Origin of the sequence: Actinoplanes sp. NPDC026619 (genome assembly GCF_040638295.1) — a bacterium.
Lineage (GTDB): Bacteria > Actinomycetota > Actinomycetes > Mycobacteriales > Micromonosporaceae > Actinoplanes.
Map to the genome: position 1 here is coordinate 1,046,939 of NZ_JBEZYA010000001.1, position 18,889 is coordinate 1,065,827.

General features: G+C 71.6%; 16 protein-coding genes. 8 read left to right on the top strand and 8 right to left on the bottom strand.

Features of this window, described 5'->3' with window-relative positions; all coding sequences use genetic code 11:
* Positions 1 to 50: 50 nt before the first annotated feature.
* From AB0E90_RS04870 to AB0E90_RS04880, 3 genes are read left to right on the top strand one after another with little or no spacing between them, the layout of a single operon-like run.
* Complete coding sequence (locus AB0E90_RS04870) at positions 51 to 698, top strand: succinate dehydrogenase cytochrome b subunit (protein WP_360399194.1); 648 nt, start codon at positions 51 to 53, stop codon at positions 696 to 698.
* Positions 699 to 2,639, top strand: coding sequence for a fumarate reductase/succinate dehydrogenase flavoprotein subunit (locus AB0E90_RS04875; RefSeq protein ID WP_360399197.1), 1,941 nt, complete (start codon positions 699 to 701; stop codon positions 2,637 to 2,639).
* On the top strand, positions 2,639 to 3,382 hold the full coding sequence (locus AB0E90_RS04880; protein WP_360399200.1) for a succinate dehydrogenase/fumarate reductase iron-sulfur subunit: 744 nt from the start codon (positions 2,639 to 2,641) through the stop codon (positions 3,380 to 3,382). Before AB0E90_RS04875 ends, AB0E90_RS04880 begins: the two co-directional genes overlap by 1 nt.
* 38 nt (positions 3,383 to 3,420) lie before the next feature.
* Here the strand turns inward: AB0E90_RS04880 and AB0E90_RS04885 are convergent, their stop codons facing one another.
* A complete protein-coding gene (locus tag AB0E90_RS04885) occupies positions 3,421 to 4,005 on the bottom strand; it encodes a TetR/AcrR family transcriptional regulator (protein ID WP_360399203.1) in 585 nt (194 codons plus the stop codon).
* A gap of 35 nt (positions 4,006 to 4,040) precedes the next feature.
* Here AB0E90_RS04885 and AB0E90_RS04890 point away from each other — a divergent pair, with 35 nt between their 5' ends.
* The gene (locus AB0E90_RS04890; RefSeq protein WP_360399206.1) at positions 4,041 to 5,438 is read left to right on the top strand and encodes an FAD-dependent monooxygenase; all 1,398 of its coding nucleotides are present in this window, start codon (positions 4,041 to 4,043) and stop codon (positions 5,436 to 5,438) included.
* 20 nt (positions 5,439 to 5,458) lie between these two features.
* Positions 5,459 to 6,256, top strand: a complete 798-nt coding sequence (locus AB0E90_RS04895; RefSeq protein ID WP_360399209.1) for an SGNH/GDSL hydrolase family protein — start codon at positions 5,459 to 5,461, stop codon at positions 6,254 to 6,256.
* Here the strand turns inward: AB0E90_RS04895 and AB0E90_RS04900 are convergent.
* From AB0E90_RS04900 to AB0E90_RS04910, 3 genes are read right to left on the bottom strand one after another with little or no spacing between them, the layout of a single operon-like run.
* Positions 6,246 to 9,314: a hypothetical protein gene (locus tag AB0E90_RS04900; protein WP_360399212.1), complete on the bottom strand. Its 3,069-nt coding sequence runs from the start codon at positions 9,312 to 9,314 to the stop codon at positions 6,246 to 6,248. The two genes, AB0E90_RS04895 and AB0E90_RS04900, sit on opposite strands and share 11 nt — an antisense overlap.
* 4 nt (positions 9,315 to 9,318) lie before the next feature.
* Complete coding sequence (locus tag AB0E90_RS04905; protein WP_360399215.1) at positions 9,319 to 10,635, bottom strand: MFS transporter; 1,317 nt, start codon at positions 10,633 to 10,635, stop codon at positions 9,319 to 9,321.
* A 53-nt stretch (positions 10,636 to 10,688) separates the two neighbouring features.
* A complete protein-coding gene (locus AB0E90_RS04910) occupies positions 10,689 to 11,174 on the bottom strand; it encodes a hypothetical protein (protein ID WP_360399218.1) in 486 nt (161 codons plus the stop codon).
* Between the two features lie 270 nt (positions 11,175 to 11,444).
* On the opposite strand from AB0E90_RS04910, the gene AB0E90_RS04915 reads away from it, so the two are divergent.
* Positions 11,445 to 12,596, top strand: coding sequence for an MFS transporter (locus AB0E90_RS04915; RefSeq protein ID WP_360399221.1), 1,152 nt, complete (start codon positions 11,445 to 11,447; stop codon positions 12,594 to 12,596).
* Between the two features lie 158 nt (positions 12,597 to 12,754).
* On the opposite strand, the gene AB0E90_RS04920 is transcribed toward AB0E90_RS04915, so the two are convergent.
* Complete coding sequence (locus tag AB0E90_RS04920) at positions 12,755 to 13,276, bottom strand: CGNR zinc finger domain-containing protein (RefSeq protein WP_360399224.1); 522 nt, start codon at positions 13,274 to 13,276, stop codon at positions 12,755 to 12,757.
* A gap of 25 nt (positions 13,277 to 13,301) precedes the next feature.
* On the opposite strand from AB0E90_RS04920, the gene AB0E90_RS04925 reads away from it, so the two are divergent.
* Entirely contained in the window at positions 13,302 to 14,474 is a 1,173-nt protein-coding gene (locus tag AB0E90_RS04925) for an MFS transporter (RefSeq protein WP_360399227.1), read from the top strand.
* On the opposite strand, the gene AB0E90_RS04930 is transcribed toward AB0E90_RS04925, so the two are convergent.
* Positions 14,428 to 15,123 (bottom strand): hypothetical protein, encoded by a 696-nt coding sequence (locus AB0E90_RS04930; RefSeq protein ID WP_360399230.1) that lies wholly within the window; start codon positions 15,121 to 15,123, stop codon positions 14,428 to 14,430. The two genes, AB0E90_RS04925 and AB0E90_RS04930, sit on opposite strands and share 47 nt — an antisense overlap.
* A gap of 72 nt (positions 15,124 to 15,195) precedes the next feature.
* Here AB0E90_RS04930 and AB0E90_RS04935 point away from each other — a divergent pair, with 72 nt between their 5' ends.
* Positions 15,196 to 16,065, top strand: a complete 870-nt coding sequence (locus AB0E90_RS04935; protein WP_360399233.1) for a LysR family transcriptional regulator — start codon at positions 15,196 to 15,198, stop codon at positions 16,063 to 16,065.
* On the opposite strand, the gene AB0E90_RS04940 is transcribed toward AB0E90_RS04935, so the two are convergent.
* On the bottom strand, positions 16,049 to 16,906 hold the full coding sequence (locus tag AB0E90_RS04940; RefSeq protein WP_360399236.1) for a deoxyribonuclease IV: 858 nt from the start codon (positions 16,904 to 16,906) through the stop codon (positions 16,049 to 16,051). The two genes, AB0E90_RS04935 and AB0E90_RS04940, sit on opposite strands and share 17 nt — an antisense overlap.
* A complete protein-coding gene (gene pknB / locus AB0E90_RS04945; RefSeq protein WP_360399239.1) occupies positions 16,897 to 18,825 on the bottom strand; it encodes a Stk1 family PASTA domain-containing Ser/Thr kinase in 1,929 nt (642 codons plus the stop codon). Before pknB ends, AB0E90_RS04940 begins: the two co-directional genes overlap by 10 nt.
* Between the last annotated feature and the right edge of the window lie 64 nt (positions 18,826 to 18,889).

Consider the following 18,889-nt stretch of genomic DNA (forward strand, 5'->3'; position numbering starts at 1 on the left):
CAGCGGCTGCTCCTGCCCCGGTTCGGAAGACGAAGCGGACCTCGTCCGTTTTGCTCAAGATCATCATGGCAGTCACCGGCATCCTGCTGGTCCTCTTCCTGTTCCTGCACATGATCGGCAACCTGAAGATCTTCTTCGGGGCGACCACGTTCGATCACTACGCACACTGGCTGCGCACCATCGCCGAGCCGCTGCTGCCCTACGGCTGGTTCCTGTGGATCCAGCGTGGCGGGCTGACGATCGCGGTCATCGCGCACATCGTGTCGGCGACCATCCTGGCCCGCCGGGCCCGCGCGGCCCGCCCGGTCAAGTACGCGCACCGGCCCAAGGTGCAGGGCAGCTACGCGGCCCGCACGATGCGCTGGGGTGGCGTGATCATCCTGCTCTTCGTGATCTACCACATCCTCGACCTGACGACGCTGACGCTGAACCCGAACGCGGAGCACGGCAAGCCGTACGCGAACGTGGTGGCCGACTTCGCCCCCGGCCGCTGGTACATCACGCTGCTCTACGCGGTGGCGATCATCGCGATCGGCTTCCACCTTCGGCACGGCATCTTCAGCGCGGCCCGCACCCTGGGCCAGCAGACCGCCCGCGGCGAGCGGATCGCCCGGCTGTCCGCCCTGGTCCTGTCCCTGGTCCTGGTCGTCGGCTACCTGAGCGTGCCGTTCGCGGTCCTCACCGGATTGGTGGACTGAATGACTGACTTCTGGAACGACGGCGACCCGATCGCCGACACTGCCGCCCCGGACGGGCCGATCGAGACCCGCTGGGAGCGCCGCAAGTTCTCCGCCAAGCTGGTCAACCCGGCCAACCGCCGCAAGCTCACGGTGATCGTGGTCGGCACCGGCCTGGCCGGCGGCTCGGCCGCGGCGACCCTGGCCGAGGCCGGTTACCACGTCAAGTCGTACTGCTACCAGGACAGCCCGCGCCGGGCGCACTCGATCGCGGCACAGGGCGGCATCAACGCGGCCAAGAACTACCGCAACGACGGCGACTCGATCTACCGCCTCTTCTACGACACCGTCAAGGGCGGCGACTTCCGCGCCCGCGAGTCGAACGTGTACCGGCTGGCCGGCGTCTCGGTGAACATCATCGACCAGTGCGTGGCGCAGGGCGTCCCGTTCGCCCGCGAGTACGGCGGACTGCTGGACAACCGCTCCTTCGGCGGCACCCAGGTGTCGCGCACGTTCTACGCCCGCGGGCAAACGGGTCAGCAACTGCTGCTCGGCGCCTACCAGGCGCTGGAGCGGCAGATCGGCCTCGGCAACGTCGAGATGAACGCCCGGCACGAGATGCTCGAGCTGATCATCGTGGACGGCAAGGCCCGCGGCATCGTGGTCCGCGACATGGTCACCGGCGAGATCACCACCGAGATGGCCGACGCGGTCGTGCTCGCCTCCGGCGGCTACGGCAACGTCTTCTTCCTCTCCACCAACGCCAAGGGCTGCAACGTCACCGCGTCGTGGCGGGCGCACCGCAAGGGCGCGCTGTTCGCGAACCCCTGTTACACCCAGATCCACCCCACCTGCATCCCCGAGTCGGGCACGCATCAGAGCAAGCTCACGCTGATGAGCGAGTCGCTGCGCAACGACGGCCGGGTGTGGGTGCCGCTCGCCGCCGGGGACAAGCGGGCACCGAACGAGATTCCCGAGGCGGAGCGCGACTACTACCTCGAGCGGATCTACCCGGCCTTCGGCAACCTGGTGCCCCGCGACATCGCGTCCCGGGCCGCCAAGAACGTCTGCGACGAGGGCCGCGGCGTCGGCCCCGGCGGGCTCGGCGTCTATCTGGACTTCGCGGACGCGATCAGCCGGCTCGGCCAGAAGGCGGTCGAGGAGAAGTACGGCAACCTGTTCGAGATGTACCAGCGGATCACCGGCGAGGACCCGTACCGGACGCCGATGCGGATCTATCCCGCGGTGCACTACACGATGGGTGGCCTCTGGGTCGACTACGACCTGCAGTCGACGATCCCCGGGCTGTTCGTGGTGGGCGAGGCCAACTTCTCCGACCACGGCGCCAACCGGCTCGGGGCGTCCGCGCTGATGCAGGGCCTGGGTGACGGCTACTTCGTGCTGCCGACGACGCTGGGTAACTACCTGGCGAGCGGTCCCTACGAGAAGGTTGCCGAAGATCACGAGGAGGTCGTCGCGGCCCGCAAAGCCGTCGAAGACCGCATCGACCGTTTCTTGAAGATCGACGGCGACCGTACGGTCGACTCCTTCCACCGCGAGCTCGGCCACATCATGTGGGAGTACTGCGGCATGGAGCGCACCGAGGAGGGCCTGACCAAGGCCATCGGCCTCATCCGCGCCCTGAAGGACGAGTTCTGGCAGCGGGTCAAGGTGCCCGGCACCGGCGAGCAGCTCAACCAGAACCTGGAGAAGGCCGGCCGGGTCGCCGACTTCTTCGAGCTGGGCGAGCTGATGTGCATCGACGCGCTGCACCGCCGGGAGTCCTGCGGCGGCCACTTCCGCGCCGAGTCGCAGACCCCGGACGGCGAGGCGCTGCGCCACGACGACGAGTTCAGCTACGTCGCCGCGTGGGGCTACGCCGACGAGTCCGGCAAGCCGATCCTGCACAAGGAACAGCTCGAATTCGAGTACGTCCACCCGAGCACCCGGAGCTACAAGTAATGGACATCCAGGTTCGTGTGTGGCGCCAGTCTTCAGAAAAAGACAAGGGCCGCATGGTCACGTACGACGTCAAGGACATCTCCCCCGACGCATCCTTCCTGGAGATGCTCGACGTCCTCAACGAGAAGCTGATCCTCGACGGGGACGACCCGATCGCGTTCGACCACGACTGCCGCGAGGGCATCTGCGGCATGTGCAGCATGGTGATCGACGGTGTGGCGCACGGTCCCGAGCGGGCCACCACCACCTGCCAGCTGCACATGCGGCACTTCAAGTCCGGCGACGTGATCGACGTCGAGCCGTGGCGCGCCGCCGCCTTCCCGGTCATCAAGGACCTGGTGGTCGACCGCACCGCCTTCGACCGGATCATCCAGGCCGGCGGCTACATCACCGCCCCGACCGGCGCCGCTCCCGAGGCGCACTCGACGCCGGTGCCGAAGAAGGACGCCGACCTGGCGTTCGAGGCGGCCACCTGCATCGGCTGCGGCGCATGCGTGGCGGCCTGCCCGAACGGCTCGGCCATGCTGTTCACCGCGGCGAAGGTGGCCCACCTGGGCCTCATGCCGCAGGGCCAGCCGGAGCGGGACACCCGGGTGCTCGACATGCTGCAGGCGCAGGACGACGCCGGTTTCGGCGGCTGCACCAACGCCGGCGAGTGCACCACGGTCTGCCCGAAGGGCATTCCGCTGACCCTCATCGGCCGGCTGAACACGGATTACCGCAAGGCACTGCGCAACCGCTGATCTCCGGGCCGGGCACAATGGCGTGCCCGGCCCGGCTTTCACCGGCCGCTGCCCCCGATGCCTCGATGGATGAACGAGGTCAGCGTCTCGATGGCCTCGTCATCCGGCATCTTCGACATCCATTCCGCCGCGAATGTGTACACCAGCGCGTTGAACATCGACGCGACGACGAGCGGCGCTCCCGGCAGGTCGAGTTTCGCCAGGTGGGCGGCGATGTGCTCGCGATCGGGCGCCATCATCGACTGCACCACCCGCTCGAACTCCGGGTCGACGATCGCCGCCTGCCGCAGCGCGTCCATCACCACCCGATGCCGCCGGTAGAAGCCCCAGAAGGCCGCCACGTGATAGCGCACCGCGGCCCGGTCGGCGAAGTCGTCACTGTGCTCCTCGCGGGCGGCTGACTCGTCGCCCTCCCGCAGCAGGTCGGCCAGCAGCGCCTCGAGCAGCTTCTCCTTGCTCGTGAAGTGCTGGTAGAACGAGCCGGTCGCGCGCCCGGCCTCCGCCGTGATGTCCGTGATCTTGGCGTTGAGGTAACCCACCCGCTCGAACACCCGGATCGCCGCGGCCTTGAGCTCCGCCTCGGTCTGCGCCGCCCGCTGCTTGCGCACACCCCATTCCGCCATTGACGCAGGATATCAATCAGCCGTACGGTGAATCCATGTTCATTGAATCTGAATTCATCATGATTGCCGGCGCCGGACCCACCGGCCTCACCCTCGCTCGCGAGCTCCAGCGCCGCGGCGTCCCGTTCCGCCTCGTCGAGAAGGAGACGTCGCCGTTCACCGGTTCGCGGGGCAAGGGCGTGCAACCCCGCACCCAGGAGATCCTCGACGACCTCGGCCTGATCGCCGGCTTCCAGAAGTACGGCGGCGACTACCCTGAGCTGCTCATCCACCTGCCCGGCGGGCAATTCATGCGGCAGCGGATGGACGAGCTGCACGATCCGGCGCCCACCGTGCCGTACCCGAATCTGCTGATGGTCCCGCAGTGGCGAACTTCGGAGTTGCTGGCCGAGGGCCTCCCGATCGAATACGGCACCGGCCTGGCGGGCTTCACTCAGGACACCGGCGGCGTGCACGTCACGCTCGACACCGGTGAGACCCTGACCTGCCGCTATCTGGTCGGCTGCGACGGCGGGCGGAGCACCGTGCGGCAGTTGCTCGACGTGCCGTTCCAGGGCGAGACCCACGAGACCGAACGGCTGTTCATCGCCGACGTGCGGATCGACGGCCTCGACCGCGACAACTGGCACATCTGGCCCGGCGCCGACGCCCGATCGTTCCGCCTCGGCCTGTGCCCGCTCCCCGGCACCGACGACTTCCAGCTCACCGCCCCGCCGTCCGACCCGCCGTCCGACCTGCCGGTCGACGAGCTGGTCGCCTCGGTCGACCCCTCGCTCACGGTCACCCACGTCGGCTGGACGTCGCACTTCCGGGCCAACATCCGGATGGTCGCCCGCTACCGCGTGGGCAACGTCTTCCTCGCCGGCGACGCCGCGCACGTCCACTCCCCGGCCGGCGGCCAGGGCCTCAACACCGGCATCCAGGACGCCTGGAACCTCGGCTGGAAACTCGCGACGGCCACGGACGAACTGCTTGAGACGTACGAGGCGGAGCGCCTCCCGGTCGCCGCGGGCGTGCTCGGCATCAGCACTCGGCTGCACCAGCGCCACGTCGACGGCGAGGAGGATGCGATGCGCCGCGACGACCCGGTGCTGCGCCAGCTCTCGCTGAACTACCGGGGCGGGCCGCTGTCCGCCGAGCACCGGGCGGCGCCGGGCCTGGTGCGGGCCGGTGACCGCGCGCCCGATTTCCCGCTGCCCGGCGGCGGCCGCATCTTCGACCTGCTGCGCGGTCCGCACGCCACGCTGCTCGCTTTCGGCTGGGACGGCGAGCTGCCCTTCGAACCCGCTCATCGGATCTCCGATCCGGCGGCGACGGCTGCTTATGACGTACGGGAACCGACGCTGTTCCTGGTCCGCCCGGACAACTACATCGGATGCGTGACCGGCGACCCGGCCGACATCACCGGCTACCTCGCCCGCATCGGCCGCTGACGGCGCTCGTTGATCAACTCGTGCGATCATTCCGGGCGCCGGTCGTCTCCGCGCTGACCCTCCTGCTGTCCTTCACCGGCACCCCGGCCACGGCGGCCGGCCCGCGGGCCACACCGCGATATGTGGCGCTGGGTGACTCGTACTCCTCCGGGGTCGGCAGTGGCGGCAGCGAGAGCGCGGGCGCCTGCCGGCGCAACACCAACGCCTTTCCGGTCAAGTGGGCGAAAGCCCACCCGGGCTACGACGCGGTGTTCGCCGCCTGCTCCGGCTCCTCGGCCGGCGCCGTGCGGGAGACCCAGCTGTCCGCGTTGACCAGCGACACCGCGCTGGTCAGCCTGACGGCCGGCGGCAACGACATCGGCTTCGCCCGCACCATGACCGTCTGCGTCCTCGACCCACGCGCGTCGACCTGCCTGAGCGGCACCAAGAAGGCCCGCGAGGTGACCCGGAACGTCCTGCCCGGACGGCTGAAACTGCTCTACACGGCAATCCGCGACCGCGCGCCGGGCGCGAAGGTGCTGGTCCTCGGCTACCCGCGGTTCTATCGGGGCGGGGGCGCCGTCTGCCGAGGGCTGCAGGCCTCGGAACGCGCGGCCATCAACGGCACCATCGACGCTCTCGACGAGGTGATCGAGCAACAGGCAACGGCGGCCGGCCTGCACTACGTCGAGGTCCGCAACGCCTTCGCCGGCCACGAACTGTGCACCGCGGCCCCCTGGCTGAACGGCGCAATGTGGCCCCCGGCCAACTCCTACCACCCGAACCGCTCCGGCCAGCTCGACGGCTACCTACCCGCAATGACCGCCGTCACCGGTTGAGAATCTCCGCAGTCAGCGCGGCCAGATCGTCCGGCTCGTTGACCCTGCGGCTCCGGTCCTCGAGCCGTTCCCGCAGCTCGGCGATGCGCGCGGGGCCGAGCCGATCACGCTGGTCGCGGAGGTTGTTGAGGATGATGATCCGGTAGATCCGCCGTGCCTCGGCACCGTGCGGGGCGAAGCCGCCCAGGGCGATGTCGACGGCATCCCGGAAGGCGTCGAACAACTCGTCCGGATCGTTGCCGGCGGACATCCGCATCCAGAGCGTGATCAGCGAGTGCGCCGCCGAGACGGAGCGGTCCGCCCAGTAGCCATGCACCGAGACAACGACGTCCTCGATCGCCGTCGTGAGCGGCTCCAGCGCGTGCTGGGCCAGGTCGTCGAACTGATCGCAGTGAAGGTTGGCCTGCCACTGGCGGACCCGGTCGTCGCCCTGGTCCCAGGAGAAATGCCCGCGCCTGAACTCCGGGTAGTCCTTGTCGGCGGTCAGCACGTTCCGCGTCCAGTAGGGGTCCGAGAGGGGAGGGTCCGCCCGCGGCTGGTACCGGTCGCGGAACAGGCGCAGGATGCGCTCCTCGCCGGCCCAATCCCGCCGGACGCCGACCGTGCCGACCAGCCGGCTCCACGCGTCAGCCCTCAGCTGTGACCTCCAGAGCAGCGTTAGCCTTCGCCACTCCTCGATCCGGTCGTCGGCGTCGGGGAACAGATCGTCGCTGGTGACCGGGGTGCCGGTGGCGACCAGCAGCAGGACGAGGTTGGCCGAATAGGTGGCGTGCCGGGCCGGCACGGACAGCGCCGCCGGGGCGTAGTCGGCATAGCGTCCGCGTTCCCGCGGCTCGAGCGCCCGCTGGAACAGGGCCAGCAGCATCGCTCGCAACACGCTCCGTCGCTGGTCGTCCCATCCGGCGAGGCGGTCGGTGAGAAAGTCCAGAGTGGTCCGGCGCTGGCTGAGCGCGGAGAAGGACAGCAGCGCGTGCAGGAAATCGTCGTCGACCGGCGCGACCCGGCTGCGGCGGCGCTGCCGGAGATCGTCCTCGACCAGGTCGGCCAGCTCCCGCTCCACGGCGCGGGCGCCGAGGTACTCGCCGAATGTGGCGTGCAGGAACTCGTACGTCTGAAGTGCCTTGCCGTCCCGCCGGGCCCGAGCCTCGTGGATGAAGAAGAACCGGCCGAGCACCGTTTCGCCGACGCCGAGGGCCCGCCGCACGCCGGTGGCCGGCGCCGCGAACCCGGTGTGCAGCAGGGCGGGCAGGTCGGCGTCGAGATCGGCCTCGGTGACCCACTGGCGTCCGCGGTTGAAGCCGGCGAATGCGATCATCGACAGACGCAGCAGTTCCTCCTCGACCAGGGCCTCCCTATTGCTCTCGGAGTCGCCCGCGGCGGATTTCATCACCTCGCGCCACGCGAAGCGGCTCAACAACCGCTCGTAGAGATCGGCCTGGTCGATTTCGGCGTCGGCGCTCGCCGCAAGGGCGTTGTCCTGGGCGTCGTAGATGGCCAGCATCAGCAGCAGAAGTGGCTGCGAGGCGAGATCACGGTGGGGCGTCACCGCCGCCGGCGACAACGGCCGCAGGCCGGAGCCCCGGAAGAAGACTTCGTTCGTCTCGTTCCAGATCGTGATCCACTGCGCGATCTGCTCATCGGCGAACGGCTCGAGACGCAGCGCCACCGTGTCCGGCGCCGGACGCGCACGATCGGCGACGGCCGTGCGCGTGGTGACGACGACCGCGACCGCCCGCCCCTCGGCCGCCTCGCGCTTCTGGAACCGGGCGACGTTCTGGAGGTAGTCCCACTGGCTCACGCCGGTGGCCTGGAGCAGTTCGTCGAAGCCGTCCAGCAGCACCACCGGAAGCGCGCCCGGGATCACACCCACCACCTCTGGCCAGGTGGCTCGGTCGCCGGTGGCATCGAAGATCGCCTGCTCGATCTGGACCTGGATGGTCGCGTCGGCGGGCACGTCGCGCAGCGGGACGCGAACCACCGTGAACTCGTCGGGCGGCAGCGTGGCGGCCAGCATCCGGGTGAGCAGCGACTTGCCCGAGCCGGGCTGCCCGAGCAGCAGCAGGGGCGCCGCCGTCGCCTGCACCGAGGTCAGGTGGCCGACCAGGTAGCGCATGAGGTCGTCGTGCGCCGGCACCTCCGCCCACCACTCCTCACTGGCGATCGGGTCCGGCGGGGACACGGCCGCGACGCGGAACGAGGGATTGATGTAGGACGAAGCGATGTCCGGGATGCTCGGACCGGCGTCGCCGCTCTCGGCGTCGAGCACCGGGTCGAACAACGCCGCGGTGTAGGCGCGGGACAGTGCGGTGCGTTTCTCGACGGCCGGCCGCCACGGGGCGAGCGACTCGCGCAGCGCTTCCACACCGACCTTGAGTTCCTCCACCCGCCTGCGGGTGGCCTGGTGGTCCAGCAGGTTGACCCAGAGGCCGAACTCCGGGACATCGTCGGCCATCCGTCGGAAGCCGGACTGATAGTCGGCCATCGCTCGCTCGACAACGATGCCGTGCAGGGCGCCGACGATCCGTTCACGATCGGCCTCGCCGCTGTTCTCCCAGGCCGCGAGGCCGTCGAGGAAGCGCCGTACCGCATCGGAGAGCCGCAGATAATACTGCTCGATCTCGCCGAGAAGCATCTCGTACGGCTGGTGCGGCGTCAGCACCGGCACGTCGGAATGCAGCAGCGCCTGCGCCAGGTCGCCCAGGTGCTCCCCGTCGGGCCGGTTGCCGCCCGCCAGGAACACCAGGTCGCTGCCGCTGATCCCGACTGCCGGGAGAGCGCCGAAGTAGGCGCTGAGCACGAGAGCGGCGTGCCCGGCCGCCAGGCGCTGGGTGCGGTCGATCCGGTTCAGGCCCACGATCCGGTCGGCCAGGTCGGTGACCAGCGTCCGGGTCGACCGGAGCAGCTCCGACTTCGGGTCGAAGAGGCTCATGGCGAGACCGCTGCCGCCGGCCGTGGCGGCGAGCAGGAACCCGCCCGCGGCACGGTTGACGGCGGCCAGCAGCTGGCTCTGCCCACCAAGGATGCGCACCGCGTCGGCGTAGGACAGTGAACGGCTCATGCCATCAGCCTGCCCGGTCAGCCGGGACCTGCGGAATCCACCGGCGGGCTGTCGCCGAAGCCCCGAACGCCACGAGGCCGGACAGTGCGGCCGCCGTCAGCAGTGGCACCGCCGGTCCGAACTGGACGAGGGCCGCGCCGAGCGGGATCGCTATCGCGACCGGGCCGAACATGACGGTGTTGGAAGTGGCGCCGACCCGGCCGAGCAGGTGGTCGGGGGTCTCGGTCTGCACCGCGGTCACCCCGGCGATCAGCGCCCAGACCAGGCCGATGCCGGCCAGCACGCTGCCGGTGATCATCGCCGGCCACCAGGGCAGGGACGAGGACACGCAGGCCACGGCGAAGACAGCGGTGCCGGTCGTCGCGATCGCCGGCGGGCCGAAGCGGGTCAGCAGCCGTCCGACCAGCAGTCCACTCACGATCGACCCGGCGCCCTGCGCGGTGGAGAGAAACCCGAGCCGGGTGGCCGGCAGGTGCAGGCCGTGCACCAGCTCGGCGAGGATCCCCGCGTTCGTGAGCCCGGACAGCCCGATGGCGGTCGCCGCGACCAGCACCGGCCCGCGGACGGCCGGGTTGCCGAACAACGCCCGCAGCCCGTCCCGACCGTCAGCGCGCGCCGGCACACCACCCGCCTTCGCCGCGCCCGGCCGGCCACCCACCGCCGCCCCTGCCCCTGCCCCGTCCGGTCCGCCGTCCGCCTCCGCCGCTCGGGCGTCCATCTCCGCCGCGCCCGGTCGGGCGCCCGCCTCCGGCGACTGGGCTTGGGCCGGCGGCGGCGGCAGGCGCAGCAGGGCGTAGAAGGCTGCGGTGAGCAGGGGCATCGCGGCTGCGATCAGGACCACCGGCGACGGGCCCGCCCACGCGTAGAGACCGGCGCCGGCGAGCGGTGCCACCAGCTTCATGCCCTCCTGGGCGCTCGATCGCCAGCCGTTGACGTCGCCGAGCCGGGCCGGTGGCAGGGCGGTGGGCAGGATCGCCGTCTCGCCCGCGTCGATCAGCACGTAGCTGACGCCGCGGGCCAGCAGCACCGCGTAGATCAGCCAGGCGTCGTGGGGCGCCGAGACGGTCAGCAGGGTCAGGATGATCGCGGCGAGCAGCAGGTCGGTCCAGATCATCAGCGGGCGGCGGGGCAGGCGATCGACCAGCGCGCCCAGCCACGGCGCGGCGAGCGTGGGCGCGTAGATGCCCAGGCCGGTCAGGGCGGCGATGCCGGGCGAGCCGGTCAGGTCGAAGACCCAGATGCCGGCGGACAGACTCATCGCGGTGCTGCCGAAGCCGGACACCAGAGAGATCAGGACAAACAGGACCGCATTCCGTCGCACCGCAGAACCTTCCGTGGATGAAGCCTCATCCTCGGGAGTTGAGCGACTCACTGTCAACCCTGCGGAGATGCCACCTCCAGAGCGGCGCGGAGGCGCTCGATCGCGGTCCGGGTCGGTGCCGGCAGCTCCGGGCGGGCCGCGGCGAGATCCGTAAGGACGTCGTTCACCAGCGAATAGAGACTTCCGCCGGTTGCTTCGGGCGCGGCCGCGAGGGTCTCTCGCACCAGGGTGGCCCGGACGAAACGCTTGTCCCAGCGCCGGTCGGCGCCGATCCGCCGGTGCAGCTCCACGGCTGCCGCGCGCACGGCGGCGAGCCTTTCGCCGTACGCCTCGTCGAGCTCCCGCCGGACCGGCCGCACCGCCGTCACCAGGCGTAATCGCCGCTGTTCGGCGGCTTGCCGGCTGGCCAGACCGAGCGCCGAAGCGATCTCCGCCCAGGTCGAGCCGGCCCGCCGGGCGGCGTCGATCAGCGCGAGCTCCTCGGCGTCGAGCCGGGCTCGACGCTCCGGAATCGCCCGCAGTTCGCCCAGATCAGCCACGTCGCCGACCCTAGCATTTGTCAACGAAGAATTGACAACTGCGGCCCGGAAAGATTGTTAGAGTCCGGAGGTCGCCCGGTCCCACCATGGTCCGGGCTCGAGATCTACTTCCGCCCGGTGATCGGGGTGGCGGTGAGGGCGCGTGTCCCGCCCTTCCGCAGTCCTAGAGCGCCTCGGTCGGGCCACGGGTCGCGTCAATCGGCACCTCCGTGAGGGGCCTGGCACCGGCGACCCGGGTGGCTCGCGTCGCCGGCGGCGACGAAGGACGCCATGTCGCGCGCCTATCACCCCCTGCTGCGCATTCCCGGTGCCCCCGCTTTCTTCCTGGCCGCGGCCGTCGGCCGGGTCGGACTCGCGATGACCGGCCTCGGCCTGGTCTGGCTGGTCCACGCCCGCACCGGCTCCTACGCCACGGCCGGCCTGGCCACCGCCGGATTCGCCCTCGCCGAAGCGCTGATCGGCCCGCAGCTGGCCCGTGCGGCCGACCGGTTCGGCCAGACCCGTGTCCTGCCGTTCGCGCTGCTCGCGCACGGGGCCGGGATGTCCGTCGTGCTGGCCGTCGACGCCCCGGCCGCCCTGATCGTCGCGGCCACCGCTGCCGGCGCGGCGGTACCCCAACTCGGCGCGCTCTCCGCGGCCCGCTGGTCCGGGCTTCTGCGCGACGGCCGGGCCGACGAGCTGCCCACCGCCTTCTCGCTGGAGTCGCTGGCCAACGCGACCGCCTTCCTCCTCGGCCCGGCCCTGGTCGCGGCGCTCGGCGCGGCCGGCCACCCGGCCGTGGGCAGCGCGATCGCCACCACCCTGATCCTGGGTGGAGGCGGCGCCCTGGCGGCCCAGCGCCGCACCGCTCCCCGGCCGGTCCGCCGGCCCTCCGGGAAGAGACCCGGCCTCCTTCTGCTCGCCCTGCTCAACATGGGCATCGGGCTCTACTTCGGAACCCTGGGCGTGGCGGTCAGCGCCTTCGCCACCGGCCACGGCGTGCCCGGCGCGGCCGCCCCGATCCTGGTGGCCGCCAGCCTGGGCGGGCTGTTCTCCGGCTGGCTGTACGGCCTGCGCCGGCACCGCATGCCGGCCCCTCGCCAGCTCGTCGTCGTCACCGCCTACCTCACCGGCGCGGCCCTGCTGCTCCCACTCGCACCGTCGGCGATCTGGCTCGGCGCCGCCGTGGTGTGCACCGAGGCGGCCGTGCCGCCCACCCTCGTCCTACTGGCCGTGCTGACCGAGCGGTCCGTCCACCCGGCGGTCCTCACCGAGGCGTTCACCTGGAACAACTCCAGCAGCGCGGCCGGCTCGGCAGTGGCAGCCGCCGTCGCCGGCCGCCTGGCCGACAGCATCGGCCCCTCCGCCGCGTTCCTGCCGGCCCCGGCCGCCGGCCTCATCCTGCTCACCCTCGCCCTGACCGCCCGGCGCACGCTGCGATGAACCGCGCCGGCGACCGACCTCATCCGCACCGTCCGGCAGACGTCGAAGACAAGCCGCAAAGAAATGCCCAGCCGTCCTCGCGCCACCCGCCGGATCCCCCGGGCAAACCACGACCCAGCCACGCTCTCACCGCCCGGCGGGCCTCGAGAACGAGCCGCTCACCGCGAGGAGGTGCGCTGCCGGTGGCGGCGGACCGCGTCGCGGTTGGCGCAGCGGGTGCCGCAGTAGCGCTGCCGGCTGGTTCGGGAGGTGTCGGCGAAGATGGCCGCGCATTCGGGGACCGCGCAGCGCCGCAACCGGCTCATGCCGCGGCCGGCCAGGTGCAGCGCGGTGCCGACGCTGATCAGCGCGACCAGCACCTCACCGAGCGGCCGGCCGTCGTCGCGGTAGTGCAGGTGCCAGCCGCCGGCGTGGGCGGTCAGCCGGGGGTAGGCGGCGGCCGCGGCCAGCATCCGGTTCAGCCGGGCGGCACGCTCGTGGTCGTCCGGGGCGTCGACCACCGCCACCCACGTGTCCAGAGTGGCCACCACCCGCTCCAGGTCGGCCGGGGTGACCGGGGCTTCCAGCACCAGCCCGGCGGCCCGGCAACGGTCGGCGAGTTCCCCGGCGCTCGCCGGCGGCCGGTTCGCGAGATCGGCGGCCAGGTCGACCGCGTCCGCGCCGTAAGGGTTGAGCTGCACAAGACCATTACAGCAGGCTGGCCCGATGCGCTGGATCATCCTTGCGGTCGCCACCTTCACGCAGGCTGCGGCCGCCTTCTTCACGCAGGGCATCGGCGCCCTCGGCCCGCAACTGCAGCACGATCTGGGCATCGGCGCCGCCCAGCTCGGCCTGCTGGTCTCGGCCGCACAGTTCGCGCCGCTGGCCGGGCTCCCGGTCGCCGGGGAGCTGCTCGACCGCTTCGACGAACGCTGGGTGGTGGGCGCGGGCGCCGCCGTGGTCGGCGTCGCCTTGCTCGCCGGCACGCTCGCCACCGGATATCCGGCGCTGCTCGGGGTTCTGCTGATCGTCGGCGCCGGCTACAGCACCGTGCAGCCGGGTGGCAGCAAGTCGGTGGCGTCCTGGTTCGGCGCGTCCCGGCGCGGCACCGCGATGGGAATCCGGCAGGCGGGCCTGCCGCTGGGCGCCGCGCTCGCCTCGGCCACGCTTCCGGTGATCGGTGCGGCGCACGGCTGGCGGGCCGCGCTGACCTCCGGCGGGCTGGTCGCGCTGGCCGGGGCGGCGGCGTTCGTGCTCGTCTACCGGCGGCCGCCGGCGCCCGCGGAAATCAACCGGGCCACCGGCTCCCGGCGCGGGCTGCTCCGTGACCCGGCGCTGCGCGGCGCCCTGCTGGCCGGGGTGTGCCTGATCTCGGTGCAGACCGGTCTCGGCCTGCTGACCGTGCTGCACCTGCACGAGGTGGCCGGCCTCTCCCCCGGCCGGGCCGCCGCGATCCTGGTGGCGACTCAGGGCGCGGGCGTGGCCGGCCGGATCGCGCTCGCCGCGGTGAGCGACCGGGCCCGGACGTCGCGGCCAAGTGTCGTCACCGGCAGCATGCTGGCGGTTCTCGCCGCCCTGGCGCTGCTGGTGACGCCGGCCGGTGGATCGCCGGCGGCGGCGGGCGCGGCCTTCGTCTGGCTCGGCTTCTTCGGCATCGGGTGGTACGGCCCATGGGTGGCCCTGGTGACCGAGGCGGCCCCGGCCGGCCGCACCGGATTCGCCCTCGGCCTGGCGATGGCCGTCAATCAGGTCGCCATCGTGCTCGTACCGCCGCTGCTCGGTCTGTTGCGCGACATGACCGGCGGCTTCACCGCCTCCTGGGGTCTGCTGGCCGTGATGGCCGGCATCGCTCTCACCGCACTCGCACCGTGGCGACGGCTTGCGCGAAGCCGCGGATGACCGGGTGAACGCCGTCCGTGTGCAACTCCGGCTGGAACAGGGTGGCCAGGAAGAACGGGTGGCCGGGCAGTTCCGCGACGCGCACCTCGCCGGCGTCGTCGTGGCCGGAGAAACGCATGCCGTGCGCGGCGAGCAGGTCGATGTAGCCGGCCGCGACGCCGTAGCTGCAGTGGTAGCGCTCCACCGTGCGGCCGGCGCCGAGCATCGCCTCGATGCGGGAGCCCGCGGCCAGGTTGATCGCGCCCTCGTGGCCGACCAGCGAGCAGGACAGCTCGGTGATCAGCGCGTCGTCCTGGTGATCGGCGGAGTTCTCGGCGTGCCGCGCCGCGGGCATCCCGCAGACGTTGCGAGCGAACTCCAGCATCGCGTGCTGGAAGCCGCCGCAGGTGCCGAGGAACGGGATGCCGGCGGTGCGGGCGGTGCCGGCGGCGGTGACCGCGCCGGCCTCGCTGCGGTACGGGCTGCCGGGCACCAGCCAGATCCCGGCGAAGCCGTACAGCGCGGCCGGGTCCTCGGCGTCGGGCGACGGGATCCAGTACGCGTCGAGGTCGATCTGCTCCTGTTCGCGCAGGCCGTCGAGGATCGCGGGGACGCGCGAGTGGGCACGGACTGCGGGCGAACGGTCGCCGACCAGGGCAATCGAAATCATGCCCTCATGCTGCGCCGATCGGCGACATCACGTCCAACGATGATGACTGCACTGACTATTAGCATTCCTGATGTGGACCCGCATCTACTGCGCACCTTCCTGGCCGTGGCCGACACCGGCTCGTTCTCGGCCGCCGCGCACCGCCTGCAGTACACCCAGTCGGCGGTCTCCCAGCACATCGCCAGCCTGGAGGCCGATCTCGGCACCCCGCTGTTCACCCGCCGGCCGGTGGCGCCGACGCCGGCCGGCGAGCGGTTGCGCCGGCACGCCGCGCTGATCCTGGTGCGCCTGGAGGCGGCCCGCGCCGACGTGACCCGGGCGCTCGCCCCGCCGGGCCGGCTGGTCCTCGGCCTCACGCCGCTGGCCTGGTCCGCCCCGGTGGCCGCCGCCCTGGCCACGATCCGGGCCGAGTCCGCGCTGCTCCGCACCCACGTGCAGGTCGCCGCCCGGGACAAGATCGTCGAGGCGGTGGCCACCGGCGAGCACGACCTGGGCCTGGTGGACGGCTTCACGGCGCCGAACGATCCGCTGCGGCTGCCCGACCCGGGCGCGGGCGGCCCGCGCGCGATCGGCGTCACGCAGAGCCCGGCGGTGGCGGCGGTCCCGAAGAGTCATCCGCTGGCCGGCCGCCGAGAGGTCGACCTCAGGGATCTCGCCGACGCGTACTGGATCGACGCCCCGGAGATCGCCCCGTTCACCCGGCTGCCGGCCGACGGCCTGCGGGCGAGCCTGCGCTACGACGGCGGCGACGCCGCGGTGCTGGCCGGGCTGGTCGCCGCCGGCCACGGCCTCGCGGTGCTGCCGGCGCCCCTGGTGGCCGCGCACGACGGACTGGCCGGGGTGCCGCTGGCCCGCCTCGTGCACCGGGTGGAGCTGCTGTTCCTGCGCGACGACGACGGCCCGGCGGCGCGGCTGCGGGAGTTGCTCAGCGCAGCGACTTGAGCAGGGCGATGTCGGCCGCGTGGCCCTCGTGCTCGACCGACGGGGTCTCCACGATCACCGGGATGCCGGCGACCGCCGGGTGGGTCATCAGCTCGGCGAAGGCGGCCTCGCCGATGCGGCCGCGGCCGATCGTCTCGTGCCGGTCGCGGGTCGAGCCGCACGCGTCCTTCGAGTCGTTCGCGTGGATCAGCATCAGCCGATCGGGGCCGATCGTGTCGATCAGCGCGTCGAGCGTCGCCGTCATGCCGCCCGGGGTGGCCAGGTCGTGGCCGGCCGCCCAGGCGTGGCAGGTGTCGAAGCAGACGCCGAGCCACGGGTGCTGCTCGGCGGCGGCGAGATAGGGGCCGAGGTCCTGCACCTTCGACGCCAGGCTGCGGCCACCGCCGGCGCTCGGCTCGACCAGGAGTTTCGGCAGGCCGCGGGCGGCCGCGTCGTCGAGCAGCGGCAGCAGCGCCTCGCGCAGCTGGTGCATGGCCTTCACCTCGTGCTCGGCGTCGACCGAGCTGCCCGCGTGGTAGACCACCGCGCTCGCGCCGATCGCCCGGCCACGTTCGAGGGAGTGCGCCAGGGTCGCGATCGAGCGGTCCACCGTCAGCTCGGTCGGCGAGCCGAGGTTGACCAGCAGCGAGGCGTGCACGAACGCGGGCAGGCCACGCTCGCCGATCCCGTCCCGGAACAGGGTGTCCTGCTTCGGGTCGCCGGGCGGCAGCGCCCAGCCGCGCGAGTTGGAGACATAGACCTGCAGCGTCTCCGACCCGGCGGCGTCGACATACGGCAACGCGGCCTTGGCCAGCCCGCCGGACGTCTTGGTGTGGCTCCCGATGGGGCGATCTAGAAGCACGCGATGGTCACCTCGGTCTGCGGCGCCACCTGGGTGTTGCCGCCCGGGTTCTGCTGGCGCACGAAGCCGTTCTCGTTGAAGCCCGCGATGCGCACCCGCAGGTTGAGGCCCTGCAGCGTGGTCGCGGCCTGCTGGCACGGCTGGTTGTTGAGGTCGGGCACGGTGACCAGCGGCGGGCCCTTGCTGACGTCGAGGGTGACCTCGGCGTTGTTGGTCGCGCCGGTGCCCGCCTTGGGCGTCTGCCCGATGACCGTGTCGGCCGGCTGGTCGGAGTCCTTGTAACGCTCGACCGCGGTCAGCCCCAGGCCCTGCAACTGGTTGCGGGCGTCGTTGATGTTCTTGCCTTGCAGGTCGGGCACCTGGATCGGCGCCTTGCCCTTGCTGACCACGACGGTGACGGTGTCGCCGCGCTTGAGCTCGGTGCCCGGCGCCGGGTCGGTGGAGACCACCGAGCCCTCGGCGACGTCGTCGCTGTACTGCCCGGTGCCTTCCTTGTATTTCAGGTTGCTCTGCGCGAGGTCGGCCTTGGCCGCGGCGAGCTCGTTCCCGACGATGTTGGGCACCTGGTAGCGCTCCGGGCCCAGCGACAGGGTGAGCGTGAGCGCGCCGCCGTGGACGATCCGCCCGCCCGGCTCCGGGTTCTGGTTGACGACCGTGTCCTTGGGAACGGTCTCGCTGAAGGCGCCGTCGGCGTAGATGACCTCGTAGTTGTTCTGCCGGACGAACAGCTCGGCCTGCTCCTTGGTCATATTGATCATGGTGGGCGCCTCGGTGTACCGGCCCAGCGTGACCCACCAGGTGCTGCCGATGACGACCAGCGCCATGATCGCGATGGCGACGGAGAGCAGGATGCGCCGGCGGTCGAACTTGCTGCCGCCGGCCAGGCGGGCGTCGCCGCGGCGGTAGGTCTGCGCGTTGCGGGCCTGCTCGGGCAGCCGGGCCCAGGTGGGCCGGTCGGTGACGGCCGACATCATCGCGGTCGCGTCGGCGGCGTTGCGCGACTGCGGCACCTGGCGCAGCAGCGCGGTCTCCACGCTGGCCGCGCCCAGGTCGTCACGCACCGCCTGGACCTCGGCGAGCATCGCGCCGGCGTCGGTGGGCCGGGCGCCGGCCTCGCGCCGGGTGGCCCGGGCAACGATGTCGTCGAGCGCCTTGGGCAGCCCGTTGACGATCGACGAGGGCGCCGGGACGTCGTTGTCGACATGCTGCCAGGCGACCTCGACCGGGTCGTCGCCGTCGAACGGGACGCGGCCGGTGAGCATCTCGAACAGGACGATGCCGGCCGAGTAGACGTCGGTGCGCGCGTCGGCGTGCCCGTCGGTCACCAGCTCGGGCGCGACGTAGGCAACGGTCGCCATCAGCTGGCCGGAGTCGTCGACGCTGCTCGCCTCGATCGCGCGGGCCAGGCCGAAGTCGGCCACCTTGACCACGGCGTCGACCAGGTTGCCGGGGCCACCGCTGGGCGACTCGGCGACCAGCACGTTTTCCGGTTTGACGTCGCGGTGCACCAGGCCGGCCCGGTGGGCGGCGGCGATCGCGGAGAGCATCTGCTCCAGGATCGCGCAGGCCTCGTTGGGATTGAGGCGGCGGCGCTGGCTCAGCACGTCCCGCAGGGTGTGGCCCTGCACGTACTCCATCACCAAATACGGCAGGCCCTGGTGGCGGCCCTGGTCATACACGGCCACGACGTTCGGGTGGGTGAGCCGGGCGATCGTCTTGGCCTCATCGGTGAACCTGTCCACGAAGTGGACATTCGTCGCCTGCGAAGGATGAATGATCTTCAAGGCGACGGTGCGTTCAAGTCGCTGATCGGTGGCCGTGTAGACGGTCGCCATGCCACCACGGGCTACGCGACCGGTGATCCGGTAGCGGCCGTCGATCGTCGTGCCGATCAGCGTGTCGGCGACTGTGGTGTCCATCGGCGTGAAGTGTATGTGTCTTTCAGGCGGGGGCAGACCAGGATGTCATAGCTGAGTCCAAACG

Coding starts and splice junctions, on each gene's coding strand:
- AB0E90_RS04900 (WP_360399212.1), bottom strand. CDS start 9,314: ATGAGCCGTTCACTGTCCTACGCCGACGCGGTGCGCATCCTTGGTGGG.
- AB0E90_RS04885 (WP_360399203.1), bottom strand. CDS start 4,005: ATGGCGGAATGGGGTGTGCGCAAGCAGCGGGCGGCGCAGACCGAGGCG.
- AB0E90_RS04915 (WP_360399221.1), top strand. CDS start 11,445: ATGTCGCGCGCCTATCACCCCCTGCTGCGCATTCCCGGTGCCCCCGCT.
- AB0E90_RS04930 (WP_360399230.1), bottom strand. CDS start 15,123: ATGATTTCGATTGCCCTGGTCGGCGACCGTTCGCCCGCAGTCCGTGCC.
- AB0E90_RS04925 (WP_360399227.1), top strand. CDS start 13,302: ATGCGCTGGATCATCCTTGCGGTCGCCACCTTCACGCAGGCTGCGGCC.
- pknB (WP_360399239.1), bottom strand. CDS start 18,825: ATGGACACCACAGTCGCCGACACGCTGATCGGCACGACGATCGACGGC.
- AB0E90_RS04890 (WP_360399206.1), top strand. CDS start 4,041: ATGTTCATTGAATCTGAATTCATCATGATTGCCGGCGCCGGACCCACC.
- AB0E90_RS04875 (WP_360399197.1), top strand. CDS start 699: ATGACTGACTTCTGGAACGACGGCGACCCGATCGCCGACACTGCCGCC.
- AB0E90_RS04880 (WP_360399200.1), top strand. CDS start 2,639: ATGGACATCCAGGTTCGTGTGTGGCGCCAGTCTTCAGAAAAAGACAAG.